At 48.2% G+C, this 13082-nt stretch carries 17 protein-coding genes and 1 tRNA gene; 9 read left to right on the forward strand and 9 right to left on the reverse strand.

All coding sequences use genetic code 11. From position 1 onward, the window contains the following. Nucleotides 1-52 precede the first annotated feature (52 nt). The 4 genes from phoU (at nucleotide 53) to phoR (ending at nucleotide 3801) form a co-directional block, all read left to right on the forward strand. Nucleotides 53-772 carry a phosphate signaling complex protein PhoU gene (gene phoU / locus XMA127_RS10920; protein WP_173481836.1) on the forward strand — a complete coding sequence of 240 codons (720 nt, stop codon included), beginning with the start codon at nucleotides 53-55 and terminating at the stop codon, nucleotides 770-772. A 105-nt stretch (nucleotides 773-877) separates the two neighbouring features. Next, nucleotides 878-1738, forward strand: a complete 861-nt coding sequence (ubiA, locus tag XMA127_RS10925) for a 4-hydroxybenzoate octaprenyltransferase (RefSeq protein ID WP_371731468.1) — start codon at nucleotides 878-880, stop codon at nucleotides 1736-1738. 71 nt (nucleotides 1739-1809) lie between these two features. After that, on the forward strand, nucleotides 1810-2505 hold the full coding sequence (gene phoB / locus XMA127_RS10930) for a phosphate regulon transcriptional regulator PhoB (protein WP_173481835.1): 696 nt from the start codon (nucleotides 1810-1812) through the stop codon (nucleotides 2503-2505). A 9-nt stretch (nucleotides 2506-2514) separates the two neighbouring features. Beyond that, complete coding sequence (gene phoR / locus XMA127_RS10935) at nucleotides 2515-3801, forward strand: phosphate regulon sensor histidine kinase PhoR (protein ID WP_173499194.1); 1287 nt, start codon at nucleotides 2515-2517, stop codon at nucleotides 3799-3801. Between the two features lie 6 nt (nucleotides 3802-3807). Here phoR and cysZ read toward each other — a convergent pair whose 3' ends face one another. From cysZ to hisB, 9 genes are read right to left on the reverse strand one after another with little or no spacing between them, the layout of a single operon-like run. Beyond that, nucleotides 3808-4566: a sulfate transporter CysZ gene (cysZ, locus tag XMA127_RS10940; protein WP_173481833.1), complete on the reverse strand. Its 759-nt coding sequence runs from the start codon at nucleotides 4564-4566 to the stop codon at nucleotides 3808-3810. A 6-nt stretch (nucleotides 4567-4572) separates the two neighbouring features. Further along, entirely contained in the window at nucleotides 4573-4803 is a 231-nt protein-coding gene (locus XMA127_RS10945; RefSeq protein WP_173481832.1) for a hypothetical protein, read from the reverse strand. 10 nt (nucleotides 4804-4813) lie between these two features. Then, nucleotides 4814-5245, reverse strand: a complete 432-nt coding sequence (locus XMA127_RS10950) for a hypothetical protein (RefSeq protein ID WP_173499195.1) — start codon at nucleotides 5243-5245, stop codon at nucleotides 4814-4816. Further along, entirely contained in the window at nucleotides 5242-5514 is a 273-nt protein-coding gene (locus XMA127_RS10955) for a hypothetical protein (RefSeq protein ID WP_173482641.1), read from the reverse strand. The genes XMA127_RS10950 and XMA127_RS10955 overlap by 4 nt, the downstream gene beginning before the upstream one ends. Beyond that, nucleotides 5514-6116 carry a DUF416 family protein gene (locus XMA127_RS10960; protein WP_173482642.1) on the reverse strand — a complete coding sequence of 201 codons (603 nt, stop codon included), beginning with the start codon at nucleotides 6114-6116 and terminating at the stop codon, nucleotides 5514-5516. Before XMA127_RS10960 ends, XMA127_RS10955 begins: the two co-directional genes overlap by 1 nt. A 22-nt stretch (nucleotides 6117-6138) precedes the next feature. Further along, nucleotides 6139-6912 (reverse strand): imidazole glycerol phosphate synthase subunit HisF, encoded by a 774-nt coding sequence (gene hisF / locus XMA127_RS10965; protein WP_173481828.1) that lies wholly within the window; start codon nucleotides 6910-6912, stop codon nucleotides 6139-6141. 10 nt (nucleotides 6913-6922) lie between these two features. Beyond that, the gene (hisA, locus tag XMA127_RS10970) at nucleotides 6923-7663 is read right to left on the reverse strand and encodes a 1-(5-phosphoribosyl)-5-[(5-phosphoribosylamino)methylideneamino]imidazole-4-carboxamide isomerase (RefSeq protein WP_173499196.1); all 741 of its coding nucleotides are present in this window, start codon (nucleotides 7661-7663) and stop codon (nucleotides 6923-6925) included. Between the two features lie 26 nt (nucleotides 7664-7689). Beyond that, the gene (gene hisH, locus XMA127_RS10975; RefSeq protein ID WP_173481826.1) at nucleotides 7690-8340 is read right to left on the reverse strand and encodes an imidazole glycerol phosphate synthase subunit HisH; all 651 of its coding nucleotides are present in this window, start codon (nucleotides 8338-8340) and stop codon (nucleotides 7690-7692) included. A gap of 3 nt (nucleotides 8341-8343) precedes the next feature. Next, nucleotides 8344-8937 carry an imidazoleglycerol-phosphate dehydratase HisB gene (hisB, locus tag XMA127_RS10980; protein ID WP_173499197.1) on the reverse strand — a complete coding sequence of 198 codons (594 nt, stop codon included), beginning with the start codon at nucleotides 8935-8937 and terminating at the stop codon, nucleotides 8344-8346. Between the two features lie 123 nt (nucleotides 8938-9060). On the opposite strand from hisB, the gene XMA127_RS10985 reads away from it, so the two are divergent. The 5 genes from XMA127_RS10985 to XMA127_RS11005 all read left to right on the forward strand — a co-directional run bounded on the left by XMA127_RS10985 (nucleotide 9061) and on the right by XMA127_RS11005 (nucleotide 13067). Continuing rightward, a complete protein-coding gene (locus tag XMA127_RS10985; protein WP_173499198.1) occupies nucleotides 9061-10617 on the forward strand; it encodes an AsmA family protein in 1557 nt (518 codons plus the stop codon). A gap of 12 nt (nucleotides 10618-10629) precedes the next feature. Beyond that, on the forward strand, nucleotides 10630-11682 hold the full coding sequence (gene mutY, locus XMA127_RS10990) for an A/G-specific adenine glycosylase (protein WP_173499199.1): 1053 nt from the start codon (nucleotides 10630-10632) through the stop codon (nucleotides 11680-11682). Next, nucleotides 11683-11952 (forward strand): oxidative damage protection protein, encoded by a 270-nt coding sequence (locus tag XMA127_RS10995; RefSeq protein ID WP_173481822.1) that lies wholly within the window; start codon nucleotides 11683-11685, stop codon nucleotides 11950-11952. A gap of 67 nt (nucleotides 11953-12019) precedes the next feature. Beyond that, a tRNA-Phe gene (locus tag XMA127_RS11000) sits at nucleotides 12020-12095 on the forward strand. A gap of 285 nt (nucleotides 12096-12380) precedes the next feature. Beyond that, nucleotides 12381-13067 (forward strand): SOS response-associated peptidase, encoded by a 687-nt coding sequence (locus XMA127_RS11005; protein ID WP_173499200.1) that lies wholly within the window; start codon nucleotides 12381-12383, stop codon nucleotides 13065-13067. Nucleotides 13068-13082 lie beyond the last annotated feature (15 nt).

Genomic DNA, 13082 nt, shown 5'->3' on the forward strand with positions numbered 1-13082 from the left:
TTTGAAATACTAAAGGTAATTAGACCTATTTGACCTGAAAAGAGGGTTTGTAATGCGCGACAGTGGCGAGATCTATTCGCAACACACATCAAATAAGTTCAACGAAGAGCTTGAGAGGCTTCGTTCCGAATTTTTAGAGATGGGCAGAACCGTTAAGCAGCAAGTCACTGACTCTTTGCATGCACTGCTCAATCAAGATATCTCACTGGCTGAATCAACTCGTGAGCTGGATCGAGAGACCAATCGCTTCGAAAATCAGATTGATAAAGCCTGTGAACAGATCATTGCGCTTCGCCAGCCAGCAGCCGTTGATTTAAGGCTGGTTCTGTCAATCAACCGTGCCATTGTTGATCTGGAGCGTATCGGAGATGAAGCCTCTCGCGTTGCCAAACAGGCCATCGATCTGTCAAATAATGAATCGAGTAGCAAAAGTCTTCATGAGGTCAGCCACATTGGTGAGATGGTCACAGACATGCTCAACTCAGTATTAATCGCTTTTGAAAATCGTGACATCGAATTAGCGTACAAAGTGGTCAAGAGTGATAAACATGTTGATCGTGAATACCAGTCGACCATGCGAGCTTTAATCACTTTCATGATGGAAGACTCACGCTCTATCAGTGGTGTGCTAAATATAATCTGGATCCTTCGTGCACTAGAACGAATCGGTGACCATGCCTGCAATTTGGCTGAGCAAGTCATCTACCAAGTCAGCGGTACCGATGTTCGTCACATGAAGACTAAAGAGATCAAAAAGATCGTTCGAGAGTAAGCTTGCGACTCTGCTTCTAACAAAGCCACCTTCAGGTGGCTTTGTTGTTTTAAGCACTCCCTCACTTCATACTACCACCTTAATTTAAAGATACTTGAGTCACTTGTGATCACTGCAGATAAACTCCATGCCGCATGGCAATTGATGCGAGCAGACAAACCGATTGGCACCTATCTCTTGTTATGGCCAACTCTCTGGGCTTTATGGATCGCCGCAGGTGGCTTACCCAGTTGGGATCTACTGTTTATCTTTACCTTTGGGGTATGGGTGACTCGTTCAGCCGGCTGCGTCATTAACGACTTTGCAGACCGCAAAGTGGATGGCCATGTAAAACGCACCTCCGAAAGGCCGCTACCAACGGGCCGCATTACTAGCAAAGAAGCCATTGGCTTGTTCGTCGGATTAATGCTGATCGCGTTTATCTTAGTGCTATTCACGAACAAAGCCGCGATCTTGCTATCGCCCATCGCTCTGTTATTAGCCTTCAGCTACCCCTTTATGAAGCGCTACACCCACTTCCCCCAAGTCGTTTTGGGTATGGCGTTTGGTTGGGGAATTCCGATGGCCTTTGCTGCAACCTTAGGCGAAGTGCCATTAGTCGGCTGGTTAGTCTTCCTTGCTAAAATTTTATGGACGGTCGCTTATGACACCATGTACGCCATGGTCGATCGGGATGATGATTTAAAGATAGGCATCAAATCGACAGCTGTATTTTTTGGCCAATACGATCGCATGGCTATAGCCGGCCTACAGATTGCTGCTCTTGCTGTACTGGTTTGGATTGGAATACTGGAATCCCTTGGAATCTATTTCTATCTTGGACTGATAGGTGCTGTAGGGTTCTTTATCTACCAGCACTGGCTGATAAAAGATCGTGAACGCATGCCCTGTTTCAAAGCATTTTTAAATAATCACTATGCTGAACTAGTTGTTTTGGTGGGATTAGCTGCTGATTACGCACTGTAAAACGTCATTGTCATCTTTTTGTAACGAAAGCATCATTTAATGAGGTCAATGAAACAGATGAGAGAGTTACCATGAGTCGTTCCAGACGCATACTGATCGTTGATGATGAATCCGCTATTCGTGAAATGATTGTAATGGCACTAGAGCTCGCCGGCTTTGAGACACTAGAGGCCTGTGATGCAAAAACAGCCCATGCCATGGTCATTGATGAAAAGCCTGACATGATGCTGCTCGATTGGATGATGCCTGGTACCAGCGGAATAGAGCTAGCCAAACGCCTTCGCAGCGACCCTACCACCAAAGACCTACCGATCATCATGCTGACGGCGAAAGCTGATGAAGACAATAAAATTCAGGGCCTTGAAGCGGGTATAGATGATTACATTACTAAGCCTTTTTCACCCAAAGAGCTGATCGCTCGCTTAAAAGCGGTTCTTAGAAGAAGCCTTCCCGAGAGTGATGAGGGCGCCATCTCAATCGGTGGGATTATTTTAGATCCAGTCTCACATCGGGTTTCGGATGCTTCCGGCCAGTCGCTCAATCTAGGTCCAACAGAGTTCAAACTGCTTCATCTGTTTATGACACATCAAGATAGAGCCTATTCCCGGGGCCAATTATTAGATATGGTTTGGGGCGGGAATGTCTATGTGGAGGAGCGAACAGTGGATGTGCACATTCGACGTCTTCGCAAAGCACTAGGGCCAGACCTTGGTAATTTAATCCAAACAGTTCGTGGTACAGGATACCGTTTTTCAACCAAACTCTAGGATAGATTTGTGACCGAATCGATAGCACGCCAACTACTTGGCCTTCTCAGCTTTACTCTTGCTGGTGCAGTTCTCGGTTTTTTTACAAGTCACAACCTAATACTGGGTGCATTATTTGGCTCTTTGCTTTGGTCGATATTGAGTTCGCTGCTGAACGCAAAGTTAGTCACTTGGCTAGACCAAAATCTCAGCTCGCCAGATCCTAAATTACCCTTTGAACAGGGGCGTATTGTTCGCTCGATAGCCAACTATCGGAATAAGACGGAAGCAGAATACGATGAGATCCATGCCGATATGGATCAGTTTCAAGCAGCCACCTCTGCCATGAAAGACGCCATCGTCATCATTGATAATCAAGACAATATTGAGTGGTGGAATAATGCCGCTGAAGAGATATTAGAGATAACCATTGAGCAGAAACATAAAAGGGTACAGGAGGTCTTTTCTGCACCTAATTTCTTAGAATTTTACTCTCAATCGTCTCATATCGCTTCATTCAAAGCAGACTCAGCAGACCAGAAAAGAGTGCTTGAGTACCGTGTAGAGTCCTTTGGTGAAGGTGACAAAGTGCTAATTGTTAGGGATATCTCTGAGAGCGAAAAAATTGGCCTTATGCGTCATACCTTCTTAGCCAATGCATCACACGAACTAAGAACTCCCATCACAGTAATTCACGGCTACCTAGAGACTCTGCAAGAGCAAGAACTTCCTAATCCGATACAAAAAGCGATCCACTCTATGCAGTCTCAGAGCAGTCGTATGGCTGCTCTGATTGCTGACCTTCTAACCCTTTCTCGCTTGGAAACCAGCTCAGAAAATAAGAGCCGAAAGCCCATTTTCATTAGAGAAATGCTAGAAAGGATCACAGAAGAAGCAAAAGAGGTGTCAGGGCCAAAACAGCATCAAATCTCACTCGAAATGGACCAAGGCTTTGAGATTCTTGGTAATGAGGGCGAGGTACGCAGCGCTCTATCCAACCTCGTGTTCAATGCGGTCCGATATACTCCGGCTAACGGAGTAATTGATATAAAACTGAAATCCGTCGACACCAGTGTACTGTTTTCGGTGACCGATACCGGTGTCGGTATACCAGCAGAGCACATTCCAAGAATCACTGAACGCTTCTACAGAGTGGATGAAGGGCGATCCCGCGACAGTGGTGGTACAGGACTTGGACTGGCCATAGTGAAACACGTGTTGGTTCGGCACAATGCTAAGTTGGGAGTTACTAGTAAACCGGGTGAAGGCAGCCGATTTAGTGTGACCTTCCCTGAAAGTCGAGTGGTTAAGATTTAGCAGCGCTTACTTTAAACGCCCCTGCTCACCATCAGCTTCATACTCTTCCACCCAAAAGATCGTCGCACCAATCACGGCCGCCGGCATCAAAATCAGATTCAATAGCGGCACCAACATACCAAGCTGAATCACCGAGCCTAGACTTAACGCAGACCAACGGCGCTCTTTCAATAACCCCTTCATTCGCTTGAAAGTCAGACCGTTATTATCCATCGGGTAGTCGATGTACTGAATCGCCATCATCCACGCACTGAAGATGAACCAAAGCACTGGGGTCGCTAGGTTGATGAGCGGTATAAAGCCTAGAATCAACAAGAGCAAAACCCTTGGAATAAAGTACGCCAACTTAGCTAACTCACGCGCGAGGGTGCCGGGAATCATCTGCAATAGGCTGAGTTCATTGCTGATCGCATCGCCTCGCAGACGCTGCTCAACCCGTTCTGAAAGGATACCGTTGAATGGCGCGGCTATAAAGTTCGCAACAACCGAGAAGCCGTAATAGACCATCAGCACCAAGACCAGTGCGAAGATAGGCCATAAGAAGTAGATCAGATAATCCAACCAACCCCAATCAGGTAACCAGAGCGCGATTAGAGCATCAACCCAAGCAGAGAAGTTGGTCACCAGAAGATAGATCGCCCCAACAAAGATGACTGTATTGATCAGCAAAGGTACCAATACAAAGGCGCGAAGACCGGGCTCCGACAGCATTTTGAAACCGCGGCCTAGATAGGCCAACCCTGAGAAAGGCGAGTTCGTGCGCATGGTGAATTACGCTAGGAAGTTTAGGTAGACTCGAATCACAACCGCCAGAATCATGCCGCTCAGACCGATGCGGTTGATACGAAACTCGGTTGGGTTAAGTTTGAGTAGCGGCTCCCAAAAGCGAATGATCGCTTTCCAATCGCCACTGCGAGTTCCATACATGGCCAGAGAGATGATGTAGATGCCCAAGCCACCCCAGAATAGGAAGGGCTCCATCGCTGCTAAATAGTAGTTCATTCAATTGTCCTTATTGTGTTGCGCAGTGCTGCTGCTTTTGACGCATCAGAAGACGGCAGCCATCGCCGCGACTGTTCAGATCGTAGCAGGCAAAACGAGCCCACTCTTTCTCATCTTCAGTCTTCTCTTCTTGGAACTCAGGCACCCCATCACAGAAGCTCTCTGCACGTTCGGCAACGCCCCAACAACCGCGTAGATACTGACCGGCATCGACCGTACACGAGATGCTTAAGCACTCAGCAATATGACCAATAGCATCATCAAAACAAGCTGCGTCCGTTTTTACCCTACCCTGCTCTTCACCCTTAGCAAAGAACTCGGCAGCAGCCTGTTGTCGCTCTGAATTGAACGCTTCGAGCCAATCATCACCGGCAAACTCTACCCAGAGGTAGAAGCCGATGCCTGACATTAAAATAAGAGCCCAGATGATCTTTTTAATCACGCAACGTCTCGCTTATTGGGTTTATAGAGGCCAACGATGGTTAACAGCAGACCCAACACACTCAGCAGCATGCCGCCGTTCACCAACAGTGGGTAGCGCACCATAAAAGGAATAAAAGGTTGTTCTGTCTGTGGATCACACTCTGAGAGAGTATAGTCGTAGAAACCACCGGTCGCCGTGCAGCTCTCGATCAAGTGCTGCTCGTACATGTAAGCCCCCATCAGTGCGAGGCTTGGAACAATCAGAAGAATAAGACCCAGTCTAAGCATCACTCTTCGTCGCTGATCCCTATGTTTGAGATGCCTTGGTTTTCACCAAGTTCACGCAGTGCTGCAATGGTTGCAGCATTCTGTTTAGCGCCGTTTAGCTGTTCCAGAACTTCGCTCTGAAACGCATCTTCATCCAGCATCATATCGTGTGAGTTGATCATGCGGATCAGCTCTTCATCTGACATCTGATCGTCCGCTTCAGCAAACTCAATGTAAGCCGATACGGTTTCGTAAGAGAGGTTCGATACCGCAACTGCGTCGCTCGCCTCTTTCTCTAGCTTACACATCAGCGTTGAGTAGAGCGCCAGCATGGCATCGCGGGCAGGAATGGCACCAAAGGTGTCGAACTCATCGAGATCCACCAGGTTATCGTCTACATGGCCGAGCTGAACGTCGTAGTTTAGCTTGCTACCGTTTTGGGCCAGTTCACCCCATACGCCATCAAGCACTGTGCGCATGCGATCTAAATCACCAAACTCCATCAACTTGGAGAACAGCGCGAAGTTATTGAACATACGCTCGGTCAGCGCAGCAGAGAAGGCAACCTGCTGCCAGTGCTCAAGGTTACGAATCTCAGTTTCTAGTTCATTGGGATCTAGCATCGATGCCTACCTTTGCCATTGATTAAAGACGTACTTCAATACCGCGCTCGCGCATATACGCTTTCGCTTCGGGTACTGTGTATTCGTTAAAGTGGAAAATAGAGGCGGCCAGCACTGCGTCGGCTTTGCCTTCAATACAGCCATCAACCAAATGATCTAGGTTACCAACGCCACCTGATGCGATGACAGGAATGGTCACCGCTTCAGACACTGCGCGAGTCACGCCTAAGTCATAACCACTTTTCACACCGTCTTGGTCCATGGAGGTCAGTAGAATCTCACCCGCACCAAGCTCTTCCATCTTTTGCGCCCATTCAACAGCATCTAGGCCGGTAGGCTTGCGACCACCGTGGGTAAAGATCTCCCAGCGGCCTTCTTCATCTGGAGCAGAGACTCGTTTCGCATCAATCGCCACAACAATACACTGGCTACCAAAACGATCCGCGGCCTCTTTGACAAACTCGGGGTTAAATACGGCCGCCGTATTAATAGAGACCTTATCAGCGCCAGCATTCAATAACGTACGAATATCATCACAGGTACGAACACCACCGCCAACGGTCAACGGGATAAACACTTGCGACGCCATACGCTCAACCGTATGCACCATCGTGTCACGGCCTTCATGGCTGGCTGTGATATCCAAAAAGGTGATCTCATCAGCGCCCTGTTCGTCGTATCGACGGGCGACCTCAACTGGATCACCGGCATCACGAATATCGAGGAACTTAACGCCTTTAACGACGCGTCCGTTCTCGACGTCCAGACAAGGGATAATGCGCTTCGCTAGTGCCATCTATAAATCCTTACTTAGCCGTCAGCTGATCGCTAAGAGCCTGTGCTTCAGCCACATCCAGTGTGCCTTCGTAAATAGCACGGCCAGTAATCGCACCCAAAATGCCTTGGTCAGCCACTTCCGCCAATGCACGGATATCGTCGATGTTTGTGACACCACCTGAAGCGACAACAGGAATACCGCCCTGTACCGCCAGATCAACGGTCGCCTCTACATTAACGCCCTGCATCATGCCGTCACGAGCGATATCGGTGTAGACAATTGAAGAGACGCCGTTGTCACGGAAACGCTTAGCCAGATCAACCGCCATGACGTCAGTCACTTCCGCCCAACCATCAATCGCAACGCGGCCATCTTGCGCATCAAGACCCACGATAATGTTGCCTGGGAAGGCTTTACACATCTCGGTAACAAACTCAGGCTCTTTAACCGCTTTAGTACCGATAATCACGTAAGAGACGCCGGCATCTAGGTAGGCTTCAATGGTCTCTGCAGAACGGATACCGCCACCAATCTGAATCGGCAGATCCGGGTAAGCTTTAGCGATCTCACGCACGATACCACCATTGACTGGCTCGCCTGCGAACGCGCCATTCAAATCGACAAGGTGCAAGCGTCGACATCCCGCATCGACCCACTTAGCCGCCATATCAACGGGGTTGTCAGAGAATACAGTTGAGTCATCCATACGGCCCTGACGCAGGCGCACACATTTACCGTCTTTAAGATCAATCGCAGGGATAATTAACATTGAAGCTTTTCCTATGGGTGAACGACTTATGCTTGGCCGTTCCAATTTACAAAATTCTTAAGAAGCTGAAGGCCCGCTTTCGAGCTCTTCTCTGGGTGGAACTGCGTAGCAAAGACATTGTCCTTAGCCAAAGCCACATCAAAGTCGACACCGTAGTTTGCGGTACCGGCAACCAGTGATTGCTCCGCCAACTTAACGTAGTAGCTGTGCACAAAGTAGAAACGTGTGTCGTTTTCGATGCCCTGCCAAAGTGGGTGATCAATGCTCTGCTGAACCTGATTCCAACCCATGTGCGGCACTTTGAGCTTGTCGCCATTGTCGTCTTTCAGATCTTTACCAAAGAAGTTCACACGGCCTTCAAACTCGCCTAAACACTCCACACCGCCATTCTCTTCAGAGAAGTTAGTCAGTGCTTGGTAACCCACACAGATACCTAGGAAGGGCTTTCCAGAGCTGATCGCTTCGCTCACCTCTTGATCCACACCAAGACGGCGCATCTCCGCAACACAATCGCGAATAGCGCCAACACCTGGCAGAAGGACGCGATCCGCATCGCGTACCTTCTGTGGATCAGCCGTCAACACGACCTGAGTGCCGTCGTCCGAGACCAGTTCAAGCGCTTTGGCAACCGAGTGCAGGTTACCCATACCGTAATCAATAACGGCAATCGTGCTCATAACTTATAGACACCCTTTAGTTGAAGGCATGATGCCGGCAGCACGATCGTCAAACTCCAATGCCATACGCAGAGCGCGGCCAAAGGCTTTGAATACAGTCTCCGCTTGGTGGTGAGTGTTCTTACCGCGCAGGTTATCAATGTGCAGCGTGACACCCGCGTGATTCACAAAACCGTGGAAGAATTCGCCAAACAGATCAACATCAAAACCACCCACAGAACCACGCACGAAATCGACGTGCATCTCTAGACCTGGACGACCTGAAAAGTCGATTACAACACGTGACAAAGCCTCATCAAGTGGCACGTAAGCGTGGCCGTAACGACGAATGCCTTTCTTATCACCAACAGCCTGCTTAAACGCTTGGCCCAGTGTAATGCCGATATCTTCGACCGTGTGGTGATCATCGATGTGTGTATCGCCATTCGCTTTGACGTTGATATCAATCAAGCCGTGACGCGAAATTTGGTCCATCATGTGTTCAAGAAAAGGGACGCCAGTATCGGCTTTAAACTCGCCGGTACCGTCCAAATTGATCTCAACACTGATCTGAGTTTCTAGCGTATCGCGTGATACGTTTGCTGTGCGTGCAGCCATGTTTCTCTCCGCTAGTCATGCGCAAAGCGCAAGTATAGCGAAATCGCGCTGGAAACGGCAGGTTAACTGGCTTTTTTTAATTTTCGACTACACTGAATGTAAATCCCTAATTTGGAAAACACTATGAAAGTCGCTATTCGAATAATCGTCGCCCTACTATTGCTGGCTGTTTTAATGGTTGGTGCACTGGCAGGCTACATGGCCTACCTGTTTGATCCCAACGAATACAAAGCCGAAATCGAGCAGCAAGCCAAAGAAAAAGCCGGCATTGAACTGGCAATAAATGGCCCGATCGGTTGGTCGCTCTACCCTACGCTTGCGGTTGAGCTGAGCGACATCTCTGCACAAACGAACGACTCACAACAACAGGCCACCCTCGAAAACGCACGAGCCGTTATTAGTATCCCAGCACTGTTGGGCGGCAAAATTGAAGCGGACAGCATTCAAATCACTGGGCTGATGCTCTCTATGCCCAATCAAGATCAAGGCAACCTCGATCTAGCCATCGATCTGACAACCGCCCTGCAATTCGATACCGAGAAGCAGATTTTGACTCTCTCCAACATCGATCTACGATTTGATGAAAGCCGCTTTAAAGGGTCAACAACCGTCGATCTGAACAGCTTTGCCATGCAAGTCAATTTAGCAGGGGACAGCATCGATTTGGATCGCTACCTCCCATCAAGCGACACTGAAGCAAATAGTAGTTCTTCCGAAAAAGGCTGGCCAACAGATCCAATCGAGATATCACTGCCCATTGCTGATAACTCTTCTTACCAGCTATCGCTCGATACCCTTATCGTGAAAAAGCAGACCATTTCTGACATAAAACTCAGCGCCAAAACCAAAGGGGGCGTGCTGACCGTCGATCAGTTAGATGCTAAAGCCTTTGGTGGCTCTTTAAATGCCACTGCCGAGATTCGAGCAGATAACAAAGCGCCAACCTTAACGTTCAATCCAAGGTTTAAAGACATTGCCGCTGAACAACTGATGGCACTGGCTATGGAAGATCCCATACTCTCGGCCAAAGTCGACCTAGCAGGAACGCTGAGCACTAAGGGGACATCCGTTAAGGCATTCATCGAAAACCTCAACGGCAAAATGACACTGACCGCTGAAGAAGGGGTAATCAAAGGGATCGATATGGCACAAGAGCTTTGCCAAAAGATCGAGAACATCACTTCGTTCGGCTTCAACCCTGACCAGGTCGACAAAACCACCCCGATTGCTAACCTGAGCAGCGATTTCATTATTAAAAATGGCGTTGTGACCAATCCTGAACTTCTAGCTAGTGTCGATGCCGCCAACCTAGATGCCAACGGGACCGTTAACCTGCCCAAACAGTCACTGGATTACACCCTTGGGCTTACCATAAAAGAGGACCTCTTCCAGAAGAGCTGTGGCATCAATCCAGCACTGCGTGGCACCCGTATCCCCGTCAATTGCAGAGGCACATTCGACACCGACCCTGTTAAACTCTGCAAACTGGATACCCGCTTTGTTGGTGACATGCTGAAGAAAGTAGCTGGCGAGAAGCTGCAAGCAGAGATCGACAAGAAAAAAGAAGCACTCGAACAGCAAGCCAAAGAGAAGCTACAAGACTCTCTTAAAGATAAATTGGGCGAACAGCTGAAAAGCCAAGACGCCGGATCTCTGATTAAAGGGCTGTTCGGTAATTAATAAAGAGACCGAATGGATAACAGTCACTTCTCTGCGATCGTGTTGAAATGGTTTGATCAACACGGTCGCAAACACCTCCCTTGGCAACAGACAAAAAGCGCATACAACACTTGGATCTCTGAAATCATGTTGCAGCAGACCCAAGTAGCGACTGTGATTCCTTACTACAACGCCTTTATGGAGCGTTTCCCCACAGTCGAAGCCTTAGCCAAAGCACCGATTGATGAAGTTTTGCATCACTGGACCGGTCTGGGTTACTACGCCCGCGCCAGAAACCTGCACAAAGCAGCCAACATGGTCGTTAATGAGTTTAAAGGTCACTTCCCGCAAGACCCTCACCTGCTCGAGCAACTTCCAGGTGTAGGACGATCAACCGCTGCCGCGATCAGTTCCATTGCTTATGGCACCAAAGCAGCCATTCTGGATGGCAATGTAAAACGCGTCTTAGCACGATACTTTGCTGTCGAAGGTTGGCCCGGCAATACCCAAGTCGCTAATCGGCTTTGGGATCATGCCGATTCATTGACCCCGAATAGCCGCAATGCCGACTACACCCAAGCGATGATGGATCTTGGTGCGACACTCTGCACTCGCTCCAAACCCCGTTGTGCAGATTGCCCAATTAGCGACGGTTGTTTAGCTCTAAAAGCAGATCGCGTTACAGATTTTCCTGGATCAAAACCCAAAAAAGAGAAGCCCACAAAACAGACCTTTATGTTGTTGATAAAAGAGGGTGAGAAGTTCCTTCTCGAACAACGGCCCGCGGCAGGCATATGGGGTGGACTGTGGAGTTTTCCGGAAGTCACAGACCTACGGGACATAGAGAAAAACTGGGCAGTTGATCAAAACAACCTAGAGATCCTAGAGCCGTTTAGACACACCTTCTCGCACTACCACCTAGAGATCACACCCGTCGTCATCAATGCAGACGACCTACAAGTCGAACACGTCATGGAAGAGCGAACCACACTCTGGTATAACAGCGTACAACCCAGCGAAGTTGGCTTAGCGGCGCCCGTTAAAACACTGATTCAAACACTCAGCGCCGCACACAAGGAGAGTTAAATGTCACGCACCGTATTTTGTCGTAAGTACCAAGAAGAACTAGAAGGCCTAGAGCGCGCACCCTACCCCGGCCCAATCGGCCAAGATGTGTTCGACAACATCTCTAAAAAAGCATGGCAAGAGTGGACCGATCACCAAACCATGTTGATCAATGAAAAGCACCTCAACATGATGGACGCCGAATCACGCAAATTTTTACAAGGCGAGATGCAAAAGTTCTTCGCTGGTGAAGATTTCGAGAAAGCCGAAGGTTACGTTCCCACTAAATAAAGATTTTTTAAATCAGACTGTTGACACCCAAAGCAGATCTCGGTTTAATACGCGCCTCCAATGAGTTGCCTCGATAGCTCAGTTGGTAGAGCAGAGGATTGAAAATCCTCGTGTCGGTGGTTCGATTCCGCCTCGAGGCACCATCTCATTTCAATAAAGCCATGTAAATCAAATATTTATGTGGCTTTTTTGTTTCTGATACCGTAATTAATACCGTTTTTTAGATTGGTTTTTAGAAGTCGTTTTAGGACTTCTGAGGACTTCATCACGCCCCACTCTTCTTTATTCAAACAAATTTTAGTGCGCAAAACATAGACAGCACTAAAATTTTTAGATGTGAAGTGCGCAATATTGCGCACCCTAAATCATCTTCTAATTGCTCAACGACTCCTATCCGGTATATTCAAATAACTAGAGGGAGATGAACCATGTGCGGCAGATACAATCTAGAAGATAACGACGATACACAGGCCCTGATGGATGACCTGGGTGTTTCGTTTGGTCGCACTAATATACCTAGCTTCTTTAACCTTGCACCTACAGAACAAATCCCAGTTATATCCGAAGAAGAAGGTATTAGAGCTCTAAGACCAATGAGATGGTGGTTAACGCCTGTTTGGGCTAAAGAGATAACTACCCAGTACTCTATGTTTAATGCTCGTGCTGAGACGCTAGATAAGAGCAAAGCATTCCAGGGTAGCTTTAGACATCACCGCATCATCATCCCTATGACGTCATTTATTGAATGGCGTAAAGAGGGGGCTATCAGACAGCCCTATCTAGTTAAGTATGAACAAGGTTGCATGGCTGCAGCAGGTGTTTGGTCTCAATGGACAGATGGCGAGATTGTTTTAGATACATGTGCGATGGTAACTACAAACGCTTGTAAGGACTTTAAAGCATTCCACTCTCGTCAGCCCTTGTTGCTGGATTCAAACCAGGCAAATTCTTGGTTAGAAGAGAGGGCAGATTTAAAGGATCTACGAGAGCTCCTGAAAGCCCCTCTGCCGCAAAATATGCACGTTAGAGCAATAGATCCTTCAATCAATAATAGTCGGCTTAAAGAGGCCCCTAGTTACCTTAACGGCAGCCAAGAAATTGTAGTATCCAGCTGATTGTTGGGCGGCTGC

Origin of the sequence: Marinobacterium sp. xm-a-127 (assembly GCF_013283425.1) — a bacterium.
Classification (GTDB): Bacteria; Pseudomonadota; Gammaproteobacteria; order Pseudomonadales; family Balneatricaceae; genus Marinobacterium_E.